Annotated in this window: 26 protein-coding genes and 1 riboswitch; of the genes, 14 read left to right on the top strand and 12 right to left on the bottom strand. The window is 69.3% G+C overall.

The window, feature by feature from the left end:
- Positions 1-665: mandelate racemase/muconate lactonizing enzyme family protein (locus AB0J64_RS54440; RefSeq protein WP_364045990.1), on the bottom strand; the 665-nt coding region annotated here is incomplete at its 3' end.
- 101 nt (positions 666-766) lie between these two features.
- On the opposite strand from AB0J64_RS54440, the gene AB0J64_RS54435 reads away from it, so the two are divergent.
- Both AB0J64_RS54435 and AB0J64_RS54430 read left to right on the top strand, forming a co-directional pair.
- Positions 767-1618, top strand: a complete 852-nt coding sequence (locus AB0J64_RS54435; protein ID WP_364045988.1) for a DUF72 domain-containing protein — start codon at positions 767-769, stop codon at positions 1616-1618.
- Between the two features lie 137 nt (positions 1619-1755).
- The gene (locus tag AB0J64_RS54430; RefSeq protein ID WP_364045986.1) at positions 1756-2052 is read left to right on the top strand and encodes an antibiotic biosynthesis monooxygenase; all 297 of its coding nucleotides are present in this window, start codon (positions 1756-1758) and stop codon (positions 2050-2052) included.
- A gap of 10 nt (positions 2053-2062) precedes the next feature.
- Here the strand turns inward: AB0J64_RS54430 and AB0J64_RS54425 are convergent, their stop codons facing one another.
- The gene (locus tag AB0J64_RS54425) at positions 2063-2704 is read right to left on the bottom strand and encodes a class I SAM-dependent methyltransferase (protein WP_364045984.1); all 642 of its coding nucleotides are present in this window, start codon (positions 2702-2704) and stop codon (positions 2063-2065) included.
- 104 nt (positions 2705-2808) lie between these two features.
- Between AB0J64_RS54425 and AB0J64_RS54420 the strand changes: the two genes are divergently transcribed.
- Positions 2809-3183, top strand: a complete 375-nt coding sequence (locus AB0J64_RS54420; RefSeq protein WP_364045982.1) for a BlaI/MecI/CopY family transcriptional regulator — start codon at positions 2809-2811, stop codon at positions 3181-3183.
- A 234-nt stretch (positions 3184-3417) separates the two neighbouring features.
- Positions 3418-4353 (top strand): NlpC/P60 family protein, encoded by a 936-nt coding sequence (locus tag AB0J64_RS54415; protein WP_364045980.1) that lies wholly within the window; start codon positions 3418-3420, stop codon positions 4351-4353.
- Between the two features lie 116 nt (positions 4354-4469).
- Here AB0J64_RS54415 and AB0J64_RS54410 read toward each other — a convergent pair whose 3' ends face one another.
- The 4 genes from AB0J64_RS54410 to AB0J64_RS54395 form a co-directional block, all read right to left on the bottom strand.
- Positions 4470-5132: a CHAP domain-containing protein gene (locus AB0J64_RS54410; protein WP_364045978.1), complete on the bottom strand. Its 663-nt coding sequence runs from the start codon at positions 5130-5132 to the stop codon at positions 4470-4472.
- Between the two features lie 12 nt (positions 5133-5144).
- A riboswitch (cyclic di-AMP (ydaO/yuaA leader) is annotated at positions 5145-5293 on the bottom strand.
- A 198-nt stretch (positions 5294-5491) separates the two neighbouring features.
- On the bottom strand, positions 5492-6442 hold the full coding sequence (locus AB0J64_RS54405) for an aminoglycoside phosphotransferase family protein (RefSeq protein ID WP_364045975.1): 951 nt from the start codon (positions 6440-6442) through the stop codon (positions 5492-5494).
- Between the two features lie 50 nt (positions 6443-6492).
- A complete protein-coding gene (locus AB0J64_RS54400) occupies positions 6493-6966 on the bottom strand; it encodes a peroxiredoxin family protein (protein ID WP_364045973.1) in 474 nt (157 codons plus the stop codon).
- 51 nt (positions 6967-7017) lie between these two features.
- Entirely contained in the window at positions 7018-7593 is a 576-nt protein-coding gene (locus AB0J64_RS54395; protein WP_364045971.1) for a sigma-70 family RNA polymerase sigma factor, read from the bottom strand.
- 252 nt (positions 7594-7845) lie between these two features.
- Here AB0J64_RS54395 and AB0J64_RS54390 point away from each other — a divergent pair, with 252 nt between their 5' ends.
- Positions 7846-8448 carry a superoxide dismutase gene (locus AB0J64_RS54390; RefSeq protein WP_364045969.1) on the top strand — a complete coding sequence of 201 codons (603 nt, stop codon included), beginning with the start codon at positions 7846-7848 and terminating at the stop codon, positions 8446-8448.
- A 209-nt stretch (positions 8449-8657) separates the two neighbouring features.
- On the opposite strand, the gene AB0J64_RS54385 is transcribed toward AB0J64_RS54390, so the two are convergent.
- From AB0J64_RS54385 to AB0J64_RS54375, 3 genes are all read right to left on the bottom strand, one after another.
- Positions 8658-8918 (bottom strand): hypothetical protein, encoded by a 261-nt coding sequence (locus tag AB0J64_RS54385; RefSeq protein ID WP_364045967.1) that lies wholly within the window; start codon positions 8916-8918, stop codon positions 8658-8660.
- Positions 8915-9355 (bottom strand): hypothetical protein, encoded by a 441-nt coding sequence (locus AB0J64_RS54380; protein ID WP_364045994.1) that lies wholly within the window; start codon positions 9353-9355, stop codon positions 8915-8917. The genes AB0J64_RS54385 and AB0J64_RS54380 overlap by 4 nt, the downstream gene beginning before the upstream one ends.
- An 86-nt stretch (positions 9356-9441) precedes the next feature.
- Positions 9442-9825, bottom strand: coding sequence for a MarR family winged helix-turn-helix transcriptional regulator (locus tag AB0J64_RS54375; RefSeq protein ID WP_364045992.1), 384 nt, complete (start codon positions 9823-9825; stop codon positions 9442-9444).
- Between the two features lie 262 nt (positions 9826-10087).
- Between AB0J64_RS54375 and AB0J64_RS54370 the strand changes: the two genes are divergently transcribed.
- From AB0J64_RS54370 to AB0J64_RS54330, 9 genes are all read left to right on the top strand, one after another.
- Entirely contained in the window at positions 10088-10672 is a 585-nt protein-coding gene (locus AB0J64_RS54370) for a hypothetical protein (RefSeq protein WP_364045965.1), read from the top strand.
- A gap of 253 nt (positions 10673-10925) precedes the next feature.
- Complete coding sequence (locus tag AB0J64_RS54365) at positions 10926-11990, top strand: ABC transporter substrate-binding protein (protein WP_364045963.1); 1065 nt, start codon at positions 10926-10928, stop codon at positions 11988-11990.
- On the top strand, positions 11983-13053 hold the full coding sequence (locus AB0J64_RS54360) for an iron ABC transporter permease (RefSeq protein WP_364045961.1): 1071 nt from the start codon (positions 11983-11985) through the stop codon (positions 13051-13053). The genes AB0J64_RS54365 and AB0J64_RS54360 overlap by 8 nt, the downstream gene beginning before the upstream one ends.
- Positions 13043-13855 carry an ABC transporter ATP-binding protein gene (locus tag AB0J64_RS54355; protein WP_364045959.1) on the top strand — a complete coding sequence of 271 codons (813 nt, stop codon included), beginning with the start codon at positions 13043-13045 and terminating at the stop codon, positions 13853-13855. The genes AB0J64_RS54360 and AB0J64_RS54355 overlap by 11 nt, the downstream gene beginning before the upstream one ends.
- Positions 13852-14013, top strand: a complete 162-nt coding sequence (locus tag AB0J64_RS54350) for a cation transporter (protein WP_364045957.1) — start codon at positions 13852-13854, stop codon at positions 14011-14013. Before AB0J64_RS54355 ends, AB0J64_RS54350 begins: the two co-directional genes overlap by 4 nt.
- 111 nt (positions 14014-14124) lie before the next feature.
- Positions 14125-14352, top strand: coding sequence for a type II toxin-antitoxin system RelE/ParE family toxin (locus AB0J64_RS54345; RefSeq protein ID WP_364045955.1), 228 nt, complete (start codon positions 14125-14127; stop codon positions 14350-14352).
- Positions 14349-14684 (top strand): helix-turn-helix transcriptional regulator, encoded by a 336-nt coding sequence (locus tag AB0J64_RS54340; protein ID WP_364045953.1) that lies wholly within the window; start codon positions 14349-14351, stop codon positions 14682-14684. Before AB0J64_RS54345 ends, AB0J64_RS54340 begins: the two co-directional genes overlap by 4 nt.
- Before the next feature lie 322 nt (positions 14685-15006).
- The gene (locus AB0J64_RS54335) at positions 15007-15609 is read left to right on the top strand and encodes a DUF6461 domain-containing protein (protein ID WP_364045951.1); all 603 of its coding nucleotides are present in this window, start codon (positions 15007-15009) and stop codon (positions 15607-15609) included.
- Positions 15610-15662: 53 nt separating this feature from the next.
- Complete coding sequence (locus AB0J64_RS54330) at positions 15663-15947, top strand: hypothetical protein (protein ID WP_364045949.1); 285 nt, start codon at positions 15663-15665, stop codon at positions 15945-15947.
- 203 nt (positions 15948-16150) lie between these two features.
- Here the strand turns inward: AB0J64_RS54330 and AB0J64_RS54325 are convergent, their stop codons facing one another.
- From AB0J64_RS54325 to AB0J64_RS54315, 3 genes are all read right to left on the bottom strand, one after another.
- Positions 16151-16369 (bottom strand): hypothetical protein, encoded by a 219-nt coding sequence (locus tag AB0J64_RS54325; RefSeq protein ID WP_364045947.1) that lies wholly within the window; start codon positions 16367-16369, stop codon positions 16151-16153.
- Positions 16370-16406: 37 nt separating this feature from the next.
- Positions 16407-16982, bottom strand: a complete 576-nt coding sequence (locus AB0J64_RS54320) for an RICIN domain-containing protein (RefSeq protein ID WP_364045945.1) — start codon at positions 16980-16982, stop codon at positions 16407-16409.
- A 146-nt stretch (positions 16983-17128) separates the two neighbouring features.
- On the bottom strand, positions 17129-17617 hold the full coding sequence (locus AB0J64_RS54315) for a DUF5946 family protein (protein ID WP_364045943.1): 489 nt from the start codon (positions 17615-17617) through the stop codon (positions 17129-17131).
- Positions 17618-17837: the final 220 nt, after the last annotated feature.

Raw genomic sequence — 17837 nt, 5'->3', positions numbered from 1 at the left:
TCGACCGCCCGCCCGAACCGCAACGCCGTCGCACGATCCCACTGCTGATTGGCATCCACCATCAGCGGCACATCGTCCCCGATGTGCTCCCTGACCGCCGCCAGCCGCCGCAGGTCCTCCTTCGTGTCCGGCTGCCCCACCTTGATCTTGATCCCGCCGATGCCGTCCTCGAGCGACTGGCTGGCACGCGCCTTGACCTCCTCGATCGGCGCGTGCAGGAAGCCACCCGAGGTGTTGTACGTCCTGACCGAGTCGCGGTAGGCCCCCAGCAGCTTCGCCAGCGGCAGCCCGGCGCGCTTGGCCTTCAGGTCCCAGAGCGCGATGTCGATCGCGGCCAGCGCCTGCGTGGCCACCCCGGAACGGCCCACCGACGCGCCCGCCCACAGCAGCACGTCGTACACCTTGCCGATGTCGGAGGGATCCTGGCCGAGGAGATTCGCCCCGACCTCCTTGGCGTGGGCGTACTGCGCCGGACCGCCTGCCCTCTTGGAGTAGCTGAAACCGGTGCCCTGGCGGCCCTCCTCAGTGGTGATCTCGGCGAAGAGGAAGGCGATCTCGGTCATCGGCTTCTGCCGCCCGGTGAGCACCTTGGCGTCGCTGATGGGGACGTCCAGCGGAAGCGTGACGGAGGAGAGCGAGACGTGGCGAATGCGGTCGGCGGCCATGGTCGTCCAAGCGGGTCGGCGTCAGGATGTCGTCAGTCATCATACGAAGCTGTCACTCGTATGACAACTTGTCGCAGGTGGATCTCCGATACCGTCGAGCCATGCGGCTTCATGTGGGATGCGCGATGTGGACGCACGCGCGCTGGCCAGGTCGTTTCCTGCCCGACCAGCTCCCTCCCGGTGAGCGCCTGCGTTCCTACGCGACCTGGTGCGACGCCGTGGAGGGCAACACGACCTTCTACGCGACCCCGGCGAGGAGCGCGGTCGAGTCCTGGGCCCGCCAGACCGCACCGGACTTCCGCTTCGTCGTCAAGCTCCCCAAGACCATCACGCACGAACGCCGCCTCACCGGCATCGAGGAGGACCTGCACTCCTTCCTGGACGCGATCGAGCCGCTGGGGCCCAGAGCCCACGCCCTCTGGGTGCAGCTTCCCGGCTCGTTCGCGCCGGGCGACGTCGGCGTCCTGGCCGCCTTCCTCCGCCGCCTCCCCCGCTCCCACCGGTACGCCGTCGAGGTGCGCCACCGCGCGTTCTTCGAGGACGAGCGGTCCGAACGGCTCCTCGAACGCGTCCTCGCGACCGTGGACGCCGAGTGGGTCCCGTTCGACACCACGACCCTCTTCCAGAGCCCGCCGACCAGCGACGCCGAACGCGACGCCTGGACCAAGAAACCCCGCGTCCCCCGCCGCACGCGTGCCCTCACGGCCCACCCGATCGTCCGTTACCTGGGGCGGGACGCGGAGTCCCGTACGGTCGAGGGCTGGCGGGCGTGGCTGGACACGGTCACGGAGTGGCTCAGGGAAGGCCGCTCCCCCACGTTCTTCCTCCACACGCCCGACAACGCCGACGCGCCGAAGCTGGCCCGCGCCTTCCACGAGGCGGTACGCACCCGCCTGCCGGAGCTGGCTCCCCTGCCCGAGCCCCAGCCGATAGACCCGTTGACCCTCTTCTGACCGATCAGAACACCGAAAAGCACCGCGTTCACCGCGACGCGCCGCCGCCCGTGACCCGGCGTGCTCTTGCGCCACGGAGCCTATGGTGGAGGGAGAGAGCGCCATCAAGCCGAATCGGCGTTGCAGAGGAGGCTGGGATGAGGGAGCACTTCGTCTGGGTGACGACGCGCCGCATCAAGCCGGGCGCGTTGGACGAATTCGAAAGGGCATGGCGCCCGGACCCGTACCCGGAGGGGCTGCGCCATGCGTACGCCTACTGGTCCGAGGACGGGCGGGAGATCACCGGGGTGTCGTTCTGGGACTCCAGGGAGTCCTGCGACTCCTGGCGGGGCTCCGAGGCCGAGACGCGCCGGCGTGAGGCCATGGCCCCTTACGTCCTCGAGGAACGGGAAGGCTTCTACCGCGGCCGCGAGCTCGGCGTCCCCGTACGGTAGGCCGCCGCGCTCAGGCGGAGGCGTCCTTGACGGGCTTGCGGGCCGCGAAGCGCTCCACCATGCCGATCTTGAATCGGTCATGCCGCTCGACGGTGAGGCCCTGCTCGCGCACCTGACCGATCTGGCGGCGCAGGAAGTACTCGCCGCCCAGGGGAACGGTGACGAGTTCGAGCAGGCGCTGCACGACGCGGGCCGGCCAGGCCGAGGCGGCGACGTGGTCGGCGAGCAGGAGCAGCCCGCCGGGCCGCAGCACGCGCACCATCTCGGCGACCGCCCGCCGGTGGTCGGGGATGGAGCACAGGGAGAAGGTGCACACGACGGTGTCGAAGGCACCGTCGGGGAAGTCGAGCGCCTGTGCGTCGCCCTCGCGCAGGTCGGCCTTCAGGCCGAGGCGGGCGGCCCGCTGCCGGGCCTGGCCGAGCATGGCCGGGCTCCACTCGATCCCGGTCAGCCGTACGTCCTGCGGGTAGTGCGGGAGGTTGAGCCCGGTGCCGATGGCCACTTCGAGGACGTCGCCGGTGGCCTGGGAGCAGATCCAGGCGCGGGTGTCGCCGAAGAAGTGCCGGTCGAAGAAGCTCATCTGCTGGTCGTACGAGTGCGCGTGCCTGTCCCAGTAGCGGCGCAGGCGGTCGGTGCGCTCGTCGGACGTCATGAGTGACTCCTCCCCAAGGACCGCCCGGACGCCCTGTCCTGACGGGAAAGCCGCATCTACGATCGACGGTAGCATTGGGTCGACCGCAGCGGAGGGGACGTCAGATGGTGCGCGGCCTGGGAGAGCTCGAGTCCACGATCATGGATCGCATGTGGGCCATCAAGGCGCCCGCCTCGGTCAGGGACGTCCTGGAGCACCTCCGGAAGGAGCGCCCCCTGGCCTACACCACGGTGATGACCGTGATGGACAAGCTCCACACCAAGGGCCTGCTCAAGCGCAAGCCCGTCGGGCGGGCCTACATCTACGAAGCGGTGTCGTCCAAGGAGGCCTACACCGCCGACGTGATGCGCGACTCCCTCGCCAGGAGCGGCAACCGGGCGGCCACCCTGGTGCACTTCCTTGAGCGGCTCACCCCCGAGGAGGCGAGTGCTCTGGAGGCGGCGCTCCAGGTGTACCCGCCGAACGGGCGCAGGTCGTGACGGTGGCGATCGCCCCTGCACGGGCCGGCCGGGTTGTCCGTCCGCCAGCTTTCTACGAAAGGTCGTAGTAGCACTCGGCCCGCCGGCCGCGCCTCTGCTCCAGAGCAGCTGCCACGAACAGGCCAATGAGCCCGTCAACCTTCTGTAATATGTCGCCTCAGGTTCGAAGATTTACGAGGAGGCATCGTAGTGGCCGTGCCGACGTGGCTCTGGCGGACAGCACCAGTCGCAGCCTTGACACTGGCCGCATCGGTCGCCACCCCCGGCGCCGCCTTCGCCGAGCCGTCGCCCGCCAAGGCCAGGGCCAAGCTGGTGAAGCTCAATGAGCAGGCCGACCAGCTGGTCGAGAAGTACAACCAGGCCACGGAGACGTACAAGAGCGCCAAGAAGAAGTACGGCGATCTCGACGCGGAGCTCGGCCGCAAGGACGCCCGGGCCGATGCCCTTCGGCGGGACCTCGTCACGGCGGCGGTCAACGACTACCAGGTGGGCCCGTACCCGGCCTGGGGCCGGCTCATCGGCCAGGGCGACCCGGAAGCGCTGCTGGGCAGCATGGCCTCGCTCCAGCAGATCGCCGAGGCCAGGGCGGCGAAGATCCGGGCCTACGACGCGGCCACCAAGGAGCTGCGCGATCGCCGCAACGACGCCAAGCGCCTCCTGGCGGAGGCCGACACCGCGCGCGACCAGGTGAGTGACGAGAAGGCGAAGGTCGACAAGCTGGTCAAGGAGCAGACCAAGCTCCTGCGCCGGCTGGGCGCCTTCAAGACCGGCGACCCCAACAGCCCCGGCATCGAGTACACCGGCCCGGCCTCCGGCAACGCCCGCTTAGCACTGCAGTTCGCCTTCGCCCAGGTGGGTAAGCCGTACCGGTACGGCGGCACCGGGCCGGGCTCGTACGACTGCTCCGGCCTGACCCAGGCCGCCTGGCGCCGGGCAGGAGTCGAGCTGCCCCGCACCACCTGGACGCAGTGGGGCTGGGGAGCCGCCCGCCGCGTCCCGCTCGACCGGCTGCAGCCCGGAGACCTGCTCTTCAGCAAGGGCCTGGGACATATGGGCATGTACGCCGGCAACGGCAAGATGGTCCACGCGCCCCAGACCGGAGACGTCATCAAGGTGGTCGACCTCGACGACTACTGGCGTACCCGCCTGCTCGGCGCGGTCCGCCCGTAGCAGGCCAGGGCGGCAGGGTCACCCCCGCACCGCCTCGGCGAACCCCGACAGCATGGGCAGCGCCCGGCCGGCTCCGCATCCGACGTCGACGCCGCCGGACCCCGGAGACGGGCTCGTCAGGGTTTGTACTGGGGATAGCCGTAGCCCACGACCTGGGACGTGGGCCGGATCCGCTCCTCCACCCGGCCGTCGTCCGTGTTGCCCTCGATCGTGGTGATCGTGCCGTTCCCGTTGTCCTGCTTGACCAGGCCCATGTGCTCGATGCCGCTGATGCTCTTCGTCTGCCAGGCGAAGAAGACGACGGCACCGGGCCTGGGGACGGCGCCCCAGCGCCTGTTGGCCTCGAACCACTTGGCCCAGGTGACGGTGTAGGAGTCCCACCCGATGGTCGGCCGGGCGCCGGCCTTATCACCGACCCAGGCGACGAACATGGCGCACCACGGGGCGTTGGCGTAGGACTGCGGCGTGCCGCCGTCGCGGGCCACGGTCTCCGCCGCCCGGGGCGAGGACATGTACCAGCTCTGGAACGGGGTTCCGCCGCCTGCGGCGTTCTCGGTCACGCCGATCTGGGACTCGGCGATTCTGATCACTTGCTCCGCGGCCACCTGGCCGGGAGCCTTCTGGACGGTGCCCCATTGCGACGTTCGCGTGTCGGGCTGGTGATGGACCGCGAAGGTCGGCGTACCGGCGAGGCCCGCGCCCACGGCGACGCTCATGCACAGGGCGAGGCGGGAAAGGTTTCCGGTCTGCAGGGCACCCGTGAAGATGTTCTTCCCCATAGGGCGGATTGCTCCTTGCTTCCATGCCGCCTACCGGGTTAGCTGACGGGTTCGGGCGTGGAAGTGCCCTATGGGCGCCCCGTACGGAGGCGCGCCGATTCACCCCAGAGAAACTGCGGGTCCCCGGTTCCGCGAAGTCGCGGATTCGGCGGCCGCGCCACCTCTACGCGAAGTCGTTCGCGCAGGTGAAGCGCGGTCTGGGCAATACGGAAGGCGCCATGCGGCGTCTGGTTCTGCCGCAGATACGCCTGAGTAGCACGAAAGTATTCGAATGGCATATAAAGGTGCAAGTAGCACCGGCGAATATTCGCGCGAAACCCCCGCAATATAGATGATTGACTACCCGCTCTTTGTCTTTTCTAGACCTGGGGACCGGCAGGGCGTTCCGTGAGCGACTCCGCCAGGCGGTCCGCGAACTCGGTGAGCCAGTCCAATCGTGGCCCGCTGCGCGCGATGCGGAATCCGTGGTGGCGGCCCCAGAACGCAGCCTGGACGGCATGGAACTGGGCCCAGCGCCGGACGCGTTCCCGATCGACCTCCGCCGCCTCGGCGAAGACGTCCAGCATGCGGTGGAGAGCCTTGTGCGGGTCATCCGCCTCGAGGAGCGTCAACGCGCGCGACTTGAGCAGGGCGCCGCCGTCGTAGGCGGGGTCTCCGACGTGCCCCTTGGGGTCGACGGCCAGCCATGGCTCACGGTCGGCGCGCAGGATGTTCCTGGGGTGGAGGTCGCCGTGGACGAGGGTGTCGGGCTGGACGCGGCCCAGCTCGCGGACGGTCGCCACGGCGGCGTCCACCACGTACGGCGGCAGCGCATGCGCCAGCTCCTCGGCATCCTGGCGCAGCCGCTGCTCCCAGGCCTCCGCCCGCTCGCTCAGCCGGGGCAGGCCGGGTGGCGCGGGGACGGCCAGCCGGAGATTGATCCGCCCTGCGACCGCCACCACCTCATCGCCGTCCTCGACCTCCGCCAGCGTCGACGTCCGGACCCGCTCGAGCAGCATGGCGAAACGCTCATCGTCGCGCTCGTGCAGCAGCACGGCTCCACGCCCCTCCCATGCCGCGAAGGCGTCCGGCTCATGGACGTTGCCGGGATGCGGAAACGACACCTTCAGCACGGCGGCTCCCGCGCCGCCCCGCCGTCGCACCGGGACGACGACCCCGACGCCCCCGTGCATGACCGCACCGTCCGGCACGCATCCCCAGCGCTCCAGCAACTCCGCCACGATCGCCGGCAACTCGGTGAGCCACGCCGCTCCGGACTCTCCCTCACGCTCGACGGTGCTCCGGGCGAACGCCTCCGGTATCTCGATCATTCGGACACCTTACGCGCCGGGAGCCCATCGGTGGGCGGCCTGGCTCGCGGTCAGCCGCTTGCGCCGGCGCGGAGACCCTGGACAGCGGCAATGATCCCTTTCTTGTCGTAGCCGCTGGTGGGCATGGTGGCGCCGTGAGCATGGCGGACGACGCCCTGGGAATCGATGAGGATGCTGCCCGACTGCTGCAGCGCGCCGAAGACCTTCCTGCTCAGGCCGATCATCTCGTGCGGGGTGCCCCGGCGCCCTATGAGGACGGGGAACGGGACCCCGCGCCTGGCCTTCCACGCGGCCGCTTCCTGACGGTCCTCAGGAACCGCGACGAACACCTGGACGCCGTCAGCCGCGAGCTCGTCGCGGCACCGGACGAGGTCTTGGACGTGCCTGTTGCAGACCGGGCACGACGTCGACCGCATGAAATAGATCAGCACGGCATGATTGCCGCGATGGTCGGACAGGCGCACGGCCTGGCCGTCGGTGTTCTCCAGCACCACCTCAGGCGCGGGCGATCCGGTTTCGAGCATGGCGGAACCTCCCCTTCAATCTCGGGATCGTGGAAATGCGGTCGGCTCGGGTCAGGCGCCGGCGGCTTCGGGGTCATGCGGACCCCCGGCGGGGCCGGTAAGGTCGCCCAGGCTGAGCCGTAGCCGAGTGCGAGCCCGGTGCAGCTGGGACTTCATGGCGGCGTCGCTCAGGCCGAGCACCTCCGCGACCCTCCGGCCCGGGTAGCCCAGGACATCCCGCATGATCAACACTCTGCGCTGAACCTCGGGCAACTCCCTGATCGCCTGCGCGACGAGCTCGGCCTCCAGGCGCCGGATGGCCTCGTCCTCGGCCGAGGTCATCAGAGCGGCGCCGGCCTCCTCGTCGCGGTCGAACAGCAGTCGCCCGCGGCGCAGGCACTCGTTCCGGACGATTCTGAACATCCACGACGCCAGCGCCCCGGTGGCGCGCAGTGAGCCGATCTTCCGGTAGAGGATGATCAATGCTTCCTGTGCGGCGTCCTCGGCGTCCTGCGGGGACGCGCAGAGATGCTCCGCGAAGCGCCGCACGTGGGAATGGGCACCGTGGATCACCGCGGTGATCGACTCACGATCACCGGCCTGCGCGGCCTCGATGAGCTGCGCGCTCGCCCACGAGCGGTCAGCCACGTCCACGCCCTTGCCGCCGGCGCAAGGTCGCGAAAAGCGCCCGGCGCACAGCCGGGATCACGACGTCACCCATAGCCCATCTCCTTATCAGCGTGGCCATCACCCCCATAAGAGGCCGCCACCCCACAAAAGGATTCACGGGGCCAAGCGAGCCGGCGGGTCGGCCGGCAGCCCGTACGCGATGAGGCCTAGTTGCATGATTATTGTTGTTGCGACATATTTGCAACTAAGACCTCCCGAGGAGAGACACGCATGGGTGAGTACACCCTTCCGGACATGCCCTATGACTACGCGGCGCTGGAGCCCGCGATCACCGGGGAGATCCTGGAGCTGCACCACGCCAAGCACCACGCCGCCTACGTCAAGGGCGCCAACGACACGCTGGAGAGACTGGCCGAGGCGCGCGACAAGGGCGAGTTCGGCGGCCTGGTCGGCCTGGAGAAGACCTTCGCGTTCAACCTGTCCGGCCACGTGCTGCACACGATCTTCTGGCAGAACCTGTCCCCGGACGGCGGCGACCGCCCCAACGGTGACCTTGGCGCGGCGATCGACGAGCACTTCGGCTCCTTCGACGCCTTCAAGAAGCAGCTCACCACCGCCACCGCCACCGTGCAGGGCTCCGGCTGGGGCGTGCTGGCCTGGGAGCCGCTGGGCCGCCGCCTGGTGGTCGAGCAGGTCTATGACCACCATGGCAACGTCGGCATGAACACCACGCCGCTGCTGGTGTTCGACGCCTGGGAGCACGCCTACTACCTGCAGTACCGCAACGTACGCCCGGACTACGTCGAGAAGCTCTGGGGCCTGATCAACTGGAACGACGTCATCGCCCGTTACGACGCCGCCCGCGGCGCCTGACCCTGTGCCGGCGGCGCGCGCCCGGCCCGAGCTTGGTCCGCGGGGCCCGGCGGGCGCCGCTCACCCGGCCGGCCCCACCACCGCCCTGAGCATGATCTGGTTCGCCAGGCCGAACAGCAGCCCCGTGCGGGCGCAACCACGTACGGACCGGCTCCATCGGCCAGGCGATCTCCTGCGGGCTCGTGGGCCGTCGTCAGGGGTTCGTCGGGTCAGTCCTGCCGTGCGCGCAGGGCGCGCTGAGCGAGCAGGCCGCCGATCCCGGGGATGAAGGCCCGCCACAGGACGCCGTTCGGCGATGTGGACGAGGCCAGAGAGGTGGCCGCGATGACGGCCACGTAGGAGACGCCGTGCAGCGGGCCGCCGAAGGTGGTGATGGCCTTGGCGTGCACGGTGAGCAGGTTCGCGATCAGGACGAGCAACGTGACCAGCTCGACGGCGGCGGCGATCCGCAGGAGGCGCATCGGGCTCACGCGCCCTCGCCGGAGCCGGGCCGTACGATCATCAGGACCACGACGATCGCCCACGCCAGGTTGTAGAAGCCGGCGAACATGCTCAGTTGCCGCAGCCGTGCGGGGTCGCCGGCGTCGGCGAGCGCCTGGCGCTGACGCGGGTAGATCTGCGTGAAGAGCAGCAGGGCCGCGGCAGCGGTGAGGACCATCGAGACGATGATCCAGATCTCCCCCATCCGCCCCTGGACGCCGGCCATGACCATTCCGACCAGCGGCACGATGAGGCCGAAGACGGCATACCCGCCGGTAATGCGGTGCAGGGCGACGGCGACGTCCCTGCTGCGCCCCTCTCCGTCGGCCGCGGGCGCGTAGCGGGGGAACAGGCTCGTCGCCACGGCCGAGCCCCCGACGAACACGATGCTGCCCAGCACGTGCACGGAGAGCAGGACATGTTCCAGCAACATTTCTTCCTCCAACCTTCAGGATGCCTGAAGCTTAGGGCATGCTTCAGGCACCCTGAAGGTTGGCTTGCTCGAGAGACCCGTCAGCCGGCCGATTCGCCCGTGAAGGCGGCGAGGACCGCCTGGCCGAGCCGGCGCTGGATGGGATCGGCCGCCGGGCCGAACAGCCGCTCGTCGACCTCGCCCACCACGTCTGTCGCGGCCTGGAGCAGGCGGGAGCCGTCCGGCGTCAGCTCGATCATGGAGGCCGAGCCCGCGCGGACGGTGTGATCGCGCACCAGCCCCGCCGCCACCAGCGCCTTCACCGCCGCGTGCACGCTCTGCACCGTGATGCCCGACATGCGGGCCAGATCGCTGTACGACGCGCCGGGCACACCGGAGATGTGCCCCAGCAGCCCCAGCCGGCTGACCGTCAGGCCCAGCGGCGCGAGAGCGGAGCCGAGCTCGTTCTCGATGCGCCTGGCCATCGTCAGCACCACGATGGAAGGGCTGGTCACTGGCGGGGCAGGGCGACCGTCGTCACTCACCCCACCAGTTTGGCATCACCACGAGAAGCTGCTGATCACCTCTGCCGCCCCGAACAGGCTGAACCCGGGAACAACGGGCCACGTATCTCTCTTTACGGACGCCGGCCCGATCCGGCAGCGGCGAGAGTCATCTGATCTCCAGACCTGGGCGACAGTGTGGGAGGATCTGGCCACGATGGGGCCGTTCTCTGTGATGAGGTGGGTGCGCGCGGCGAGCTTCGCCGCCACGTGCGCCGCTCTCGCCACGCTCGGACACCTGGCCGGCGGAGGCTCCTTCGACCCGGCGGCGGCGTCGGGCGGCTTTCTGCTCCTCCTGCTGCCCGCGCTGGCCCTGACCGGACGCGAACGCACGCTGGCCTCCATCCTCCCCGCGACGGCCGCGTCGCAGGTCATCCTGCACACCCTGCTCTCCCAGAGCTCCGCCCGGCAGGCCGCGGCGGCTCATTGTGCGGACATGGCCGGGATGAGCGGGATGGACCACACCGAGGCCATGGGCTTCCCCAGCTTCGGGATGCTGCTCGTGCACGCCACCAGCGTGGTGCTCACCTCCGTCTGGCTGCGGTGGCTGGAGGCGGGCCTGTGCGCCCTGGTCCGGCAGCTGGCCGGATGGGTGCTGCGCCCGCTGCTGGTCCTGTTCTTCATGTCGGTCGGATGGATCTCCACCCGGCCGCGAGCGATCACGCGTGCGCGCGAGGACGAAGGCGCGCGTATCCGGCTCTTCCTGAAGCACGTCCTCGTGCTCCGGGGGCCGCCTGGAGGGCAGGCCGGACCCCCAGTGGTCGTGTGATCCGGAGATCGTGTGCCGGCCGTCCGAGCCGGCTCGTCAGGCTGCGCCATCGAGCGTCCCGTAAGAGGCCGCGCCGCTGAGTGCTGCCTGGGTTCCAGCGCGCCGTTGAGCGGACGTCTGCCCTGGCCGTGCGATCTCGTTCCGCCATCTGCGGGTCTTCCGGCCACCAGCCGGGCGCCGCCGCGCCGGCCACCTCCGTGGCCCTGCCGCGGCGTGCGCTTCTCCAGACCCGACCCCCAGAAAGCGCACACGTATGAAATCTGTCATCGTCCTGGCCGCGCTCGTGGCCCTGACCGCCGCCGCCTGCGGCGCCCCCAGCGGCTCCGACCGCGGATCCATAGAGCTCTCCACCACGTCCGCCGGACGTACCGGCTATCCCCTGACCTTCGACAACTGCGGAACGCGGGTCACCTTCCCACGGCCGCCGCAGCGCGTACTGATCCTGAACGGGACCAGCGTGGGTGAGGTGGAAAGCTTCATCATGCTCGGCCTCGACAAGAGCATCCTCGCCAACGCCCAGAGCTACGGCGTCTCCGACGACCCGTCGATGATCGGCAAGATCAAAGCCCTGCCGACCGGCGGGCTGACGATGAACAAGAACTTCGACGTCCCCGCCGAGCAGGTGCTCAAGCTCAAGCCCGACCTGGTGGTGTCCACCTGGTCCGGCGGGTTCGACGCCAAGAAGGGGTTCGCCACCCGTGAGCAGCTCGCCGCCGCCGGGATCGCCTCGCTGGTCAACCCGGTCAACTGCGCGATGGGCAAGCCCGAGGCCACCGAGGAGGAACGGCGCGCCTACCGCAACCAGTCGATCAACTCCTCACTGGAGTTCATCGCCCTGCTGGGGCGGATCTTCGACGTCCAGGACCGCGCGCTCGACCTGATCGGCAAGCTGCGCGCCCGCGTCGAGGCCGTACGCACGCGCGTCGCGGGCGTGCCGCCCAGGAAGGTGCTCATCACCTATCCCGGCATGGCCATGATGAACGCCAACGGGCTGCCCGCCGTGATGACCGGCGGCATCTACGACGACGTGATCAAGGCCGCAGGCGGCGTCAACGCGTTCGCCGGACAGACCGCGGACCTGACCCGCACCCTCAACAAGGAGCAGCTCGCCACCGCCCAGGTCGACGTGCTCGTGGTCGGGCTGTTCACCCCGGGCGAGAACGGCGACAAGAAGGCGGCCGAACTGTTCGCCGCCTACCCGCAGTGGGCCGCGTCCAAGTCCAGGACGTACGCGGTGGTCTCCGACGGCGTGTACCTCGGCCCGCTCAACGCCTGGGCCGTGGAGAAGATCTCCAAGGTGGTCCACCCCGATGAGTGACACCCTGACGTCCCGGCGCCCGCATCTCGTCTCCGGGCCGGCGACCGGGCTGCTGCTGGCCGCCCTGGCCGCCGGGCTGGTCGCGGCCCTGGTGGTGGGCATCTCCGTCGGCTCGGTGAACCTCCCCCTCGGCCAGGTCTGGGGCGTGGTCTGGGCGCATCTGTCCGGTAGGGGCGCCCAGGCGGACCCGCTGCTCAGCCAGGTCGTCTGGGAGATCCGCACACCGCGCGCGCTGCTGGCCGCGCTCGCCGGGGCCGGCCTGTCGGTGGCCGGGGTCGCGCTGCAGTCCCTGGTACGCAATCCGCTCGCCGACCCGTACGTGCTGGGCGTCTCCTCGGCGGCCTCCCTCGGGGCCGTGCTGGTCCCCGCGCTCGGCAGCACCGCGCTGGCCGGGGTGCTGGGCGTCACCGGCGCGGCCTTCGCCGCCGCCATGCTGTCGGCCCTGCTGGTGTACGTCCTGGCCCAGCGCGCGGGCCGGCTGCTGGACTCCTGGCTGGTGCTGACCGGCGTCGCCGTGGGCTACCTGTGCACCGCGGCCACCACGTTCGTGCAGCTCCAGCTCAACCCCACCGAGCTGCAGGGCATGATGTTCTGGCTCATGGGCAGCGTCGCCGGCGCCTCCTGGCACGACCTGACCGTGCCCGCCCTGCTCATCGCCGGCTGCCTGCTCTGGCTGGTCGTGCAGGGCCGCGCGCTGAACGCGCTGCTGGCCGGCGAGGAGGCGGCCATCGCCATCGGCGTGCCGGTCGCGACGCTCAGGATCGGGCTGCTGGTGGCCGGGTCGCTGCTCACGGCCACCGTGGTCAGCGTCGTCGGCGGCATCGGCTTCATCGGGCTGATGATCCCGCACGCGATCCGGTTCGTCGTCGGCGCCGACCACCGCCGCGTGCTGCCGGTCTCCCTGCTGGCCGGGGCACTCTTCCTGGTGCTGGTGGACCTGGCCGCCCGCATCGCCGACCGGCCCAACGAGCTGCCGGTCGGCATCTTCACCACCGGGCTCGGCGTGCCGTTCTTCCTCTGGCTGCTGCGCCGCCGATCAACCGGAGGCACCCATGCGACTTGACCTGGCCGGCGTCAGCGCCCACATCGACGCCCGTCCCATCGTCAACGACGTGACCCTGACCGCCGGGCCCGGCGAGTTCGTCGCGCTCGTCGGGCCCAACGGCAGCGGCAAGTCCACGCTGCTGCGTACCGTCTACCGGTCGCTGCGCCCGTCCGGCGGCGTGGTCCGGCTGGACGGGCAGGACCTGTGGCGGATGCGGCCCCGCCAGGCCGCCCGCCATCGCGCCGTGCTCCCCCAGCACAACCAGGTCGCCGATCAGCTGTCCGTCGCCGAGGTGGTCGCCACCGGCCGCCACAGCCACAAACGGCTGCTCGACCGGGAGACCGCGGCCGACCGCGCGGTGGTCGTCACCGCGCTGGAACGGGTCGGCATGGACTGGGCCGCCGACCGGCTGATGACCACGCTGTCGGGCGGCGAACGGCAACGCGTCCTGCTCGCCCGCGCCCTGGCCCAACAGGCGCCGCTGCTGGTCCTCGACGAGCCCACCAACCACCTGGACGTCGGCTCCCAGCTCCTCCTGCTGGATCTGATCCGTTCCCTGGGCCTCACGCTGCTGGCCGCCCTGCACGACCTCGACCAGGCCGCCGCCTACGCCGACCAGGTCGTCGTCCTGCGCGACGGCCACGTCGCCGGCCACGGCCCGCCCCTGGAGGTGCTGACGCCGGCCTTCATCGAGGACGTCTTCGGCGTACGCGCCCACGTCGGCCCGCACCCCCTCACCGGTCGCCCGCACATCGCCGTCGCCTCACGGGCGCCCGCGAGGGCCTCTCAGCCGCAACCTATTCACCAAGGAGCCATATGAGCACCAGCACGTACGTCGTCCAGGGCATGAACTGCGAACACTGCGTCAACTCGATCACCACGGCGGTGGGCGAGATCCCCGGCGTCACGGACGTCCTCGTGGATCTGCCCACGGGCAAGATGGACGTGACAGGCCGGGGAGATCCGCGTCACCAATGAGATCCTGGCCTGGATCAATGCCCTGGACGAGCGATCCCGGGTGCAGGTCGTCGATGCCATCGACCGACTGGCCGAGGCCGGTCCGAGCCTGGGCCGCCGCTGGTCGACAAGTTGGAAGGTTCTCAGATCCACAACCTGAAGGAACTACGTCCTGGATCGGCGGGTCGCTCCGAGATTCGGATCTTGTTTGTGTTCGATCCGTGGCGGTCGGCCATCTTGCTGGTCGGCGGGGATAAGTCCGGTGACTGGTCAGGCTGGTATCGGCTGGCCATCCCTCGCGCCGAAGAACTGTTTGAGAAGTACCTGGCCGAACGCGAGGCGGAGGAGAAGGATCGATGACGAATTTTCCCAAGTGGAGCGACGTTCGCGCCGACATCGTGGCCACCTCCGGTGGCGAGGAGACCGTGGCTGAGGCCCGGCGGCGTAATCAGGCCTACATCGACGGCTACCGGCTGGCCGAACGGCGCAAGAGCCTGGGCCTGTCACAAACTGAGGTCGCTGACCTGATGGGAGTGACCAAGAGCCGGGTCTCCCAGATCGAACGCGGCGAGGTGTCCACCGTGGAGGCCATCGGCCGCTACGTGCAGGCCCTGGGGGGGCAACTCCAGATCTCGGCTGTGTTCGGCGATGACCTGTACATCCTGCGCGGCACCGACACGCACGCCGCATAACTCGAACACCATCTCCACGGCCCGATCATGCAGCTCTTGGGTACGTCCTCTGCGTGGGCATGGCTCCCAGCCGTGGGCCCGGCGAGCGACCATGACGTCGTGTCGCCTGCCGGGCCCGGCCAGCGGTACAGCGCCGACCGCGCTGGACCATAGGCGTCTACGGCGGATCTTCTACAAACCGTAGTACATGCTCTCGGCCGGCCCGTTCTCGCATGGTGCGTTTCCTCGAAAAAACGTGGCCTGCGGTTTCCGGGTTCAGCGCTCTGCCGGATCTGTCGCCGGCGGCTGCCATGATGACGCGCAACTGATCAAGGGAGCGACGATGACACACACCGGCGAGGATTTCAGCTGGCTCGAGGACACGGAACCTCTGGGCGACATCTACTGCGTGTCCTTCGTCCGGCACATCTCGCCGGAGGAGACGTTACGGCGATTCGGCGTGGACGAGAGCACGATGGAGGAGGTGACGTTCGAGGAGATGGACGAGCGCTCGGCGGAGAATTCGGAGGACGCGGCCGGTTACATCGGCGCCGCGGAGGTCCAGGGCTGGACGCTGGTCATCGAACCGGGAGGATGGCAGCTCGCGGCCGACGACGACGTGAGAACATGCGTCTCGCGGGGAGCCGAGGTCGTGTCGGTCTGCCGCCATGACTACGCCGCGGACACCTTCGTCCATGAGATCGACGGCGAGACGATCGTCTGCTTCGATCCGATGGCCCCGCAGCACCGGTCGGGCAGCGATCTCGACCGCTTCACTGACGCGATGCGTGACGTTGGGCTGAACCCTGATCACCCCTCCGACGGCCCGGGGATCGAATTTCCGATCCCCCGTGCGTTCGCCCTGGCAAGCAGGATCATCGGCGTTCCGTTCACGCGGGAGATGCTGGACCTGCGGTTCCTCGGCGCGGAGCCGTCCGGGGACTGATCATTGCCGCAACGGGACGGCGCTCATTCCGTAGACACTGCGTCGGCGCGCCGGTGACCGGCATCGTACTGCGCCGCTACGGGCCGCGCCGCACTGCCGTCGTCGGCGGGGTTCTCATCACCCTCGCCATCCTCGCCATGTCCCGCCTGGCTTCGACCGACGCCTGGGCGGTGAGCGGCGTGTGCTTCGCGCTGCTGGGCGCCGGCTTCACCGCCGTGATGGTCACGGCGACCGGCACCGTCATCGGTGACGCCCCGGCCGGATATGCCGGAGTCGTCGGTGGCCTCAAACAGACCGCCATGAACGTCGGCCCCACCGTCGGACGCTCGTGCCGGTAGCAGAGCGGCCATTGCGGTTTCTCGAGCCAGACAGGCTGCCCGCCGAGCTTGGTCAAGAATTCGTCGATCGCCTCTTCGGCATCAGAGAAGATCATCTCGTACGTGCAACCATCGCCGTCGATCACCGGGGCATTCTACGGCGAGGCCGGAACCGGCCATGCTCGCCGGCATCGGCTTCCAGGCCGGCACCGCCGCGCAGTGCGTCAGATGGCCGCCTGGTAGGCGCTGGCGCGCATGCCGGCCAGCAGCCCCGCCGTCCTGCGGATCCCCTGGGTCGGCCCGCCGCTAGTGTGGTGGCGGCACGGCACCTGCTGGCCCCTGGCCTTCACCGGCTCCGCCAGGGCGGCGTTCCGCAATGAGTACCGATGAAGCGTGATCCCCGACGGAGCGGTGCCGATGAGGTGGCGCTGACGCGCAGCCATGCTTCGAAGGGCTCCTGGTGCATCCAGGTCTGCCCGGTCAGGCCATCAGCAGCCAGCGATGATCGTCGTACCCGTCGTTCGCCCAGGACGGGTCGTAACAGGTGAAGACGGTGAGCGGAAGGTTGTCGGCCCGATCGGAACCTGTGCTCGCCCACCCGGCCACGTCCAGGCAGAGTCCGTTCTTGTAGTTGATGACCAGCTGGTCGACGTGCGGCTCCACGACGTCACGCAGGTACCACTCCTGATTGTCGTCGGCCGGTGTGGACGCGCAGTAATAGATGCTCAGCCGGGTCGCGGACGGGGTGTAGCCGAACCCGGGCAGGTCGAGGCAGAGCGAGCTTTTCACGTTGAGGAACTCGTAGAGTTGCACGCCGTTGACGACCCGGGTCGGCCGCGGGATCCAGAGCTGGTTGTCGCCGTCGGAACTGTTGCACGAGAACTGGGTCACGGGCGTACCTGCCGGGTTCGCACCCAGGTTCGGGAGGTCGGCGCACTTCCCCGTCGATCGGTTGATCATGGCTATCGGGGAACCGGCGGCGTACGAGGCGGGTGTCGAGATGATCGACAGCGCCAGGAGCGTTCCGAGCACGAATCGGCTGAGCACCCTGAACATGGCATCTCCAGGACGGGGAACGGCGGCAGTCGCGCCTGAACCAACGATGTTCGCCACGAATCGTGTCGCCTTCGCGACGTGACCGGCCTGAGTAGCCCCTACTCATTTACCCGGCGTAGGCATCCGGTCCGGGGGCGTGTCGTCCATCAGCTCTGGACGGATCGCCAGGACTCCACTGTCGCTTGGGCGATGATCTCGATACGGCGCCCGTATGCCGGATGCCCATCAGACACGAAGCTGCCGTCCCTGATCGGCAACCCGCAGAACGTGGCGCGGAAGTGCCCGGGAGGTCCGCCCGGTGGAAGCGGCGCGTACTCCGCGAGTGGCGCCATGTCGTAGCTCGACCGCGCCCCGTGCTTGTTCCGCGCCACCTGATGAGCCGCCACGCGAAGCAGCGCGTCAAGGCCCCTGTCCACGAAGAGCTGCAACTGGCGGAACTGGCCGTCAAGGTACTTCTCATGGGCTCTGGAAGGATGCTGCAGGAGATACGCGCAGACCACAGGCGCATGCCACCTGTACATCTGAGGATCTGCCTGCTCCTCAGCCAGGATTCCGTGGTAGTAGTCCACGCACAGGCCCAGCGGGCCGGCAATCGCACCGCAGTCGCACTGAACCGACGTGGGGCCTTCTGTCATGGCCTGCACCATAGGTGGCCGGCAACGGCCATGTCGACGGATTTGTCGACGATGACCGCCATGATGACGCGCCGCTGGTCCTCGACCGCAGGGGCAGGCACGCCGGGCCGGCTTTGGAGTACCGCTCCCCCAGGCACCCCACCCGTGCGGTGTGGGTCAGATGGCCGCCTGGTAGGCGCTGGCGCGCATGCCGGCCAGCAGCCCCGCCGTCTGCTCAGGC

The organism is Nonomuraea sp. NPDC049695 (genome assembly GCF_040674955.1).
GTDB classification, from domain to species: Bacteria; Actinomycetota; Actinomycetes; order Streptosporangiales; family Streptosporangiaceae; genus Nonomuraea; species Nonomuraea helvata.
This window is presented reverse-complemented; position numbering and strand designations above follow the sequence as displayed.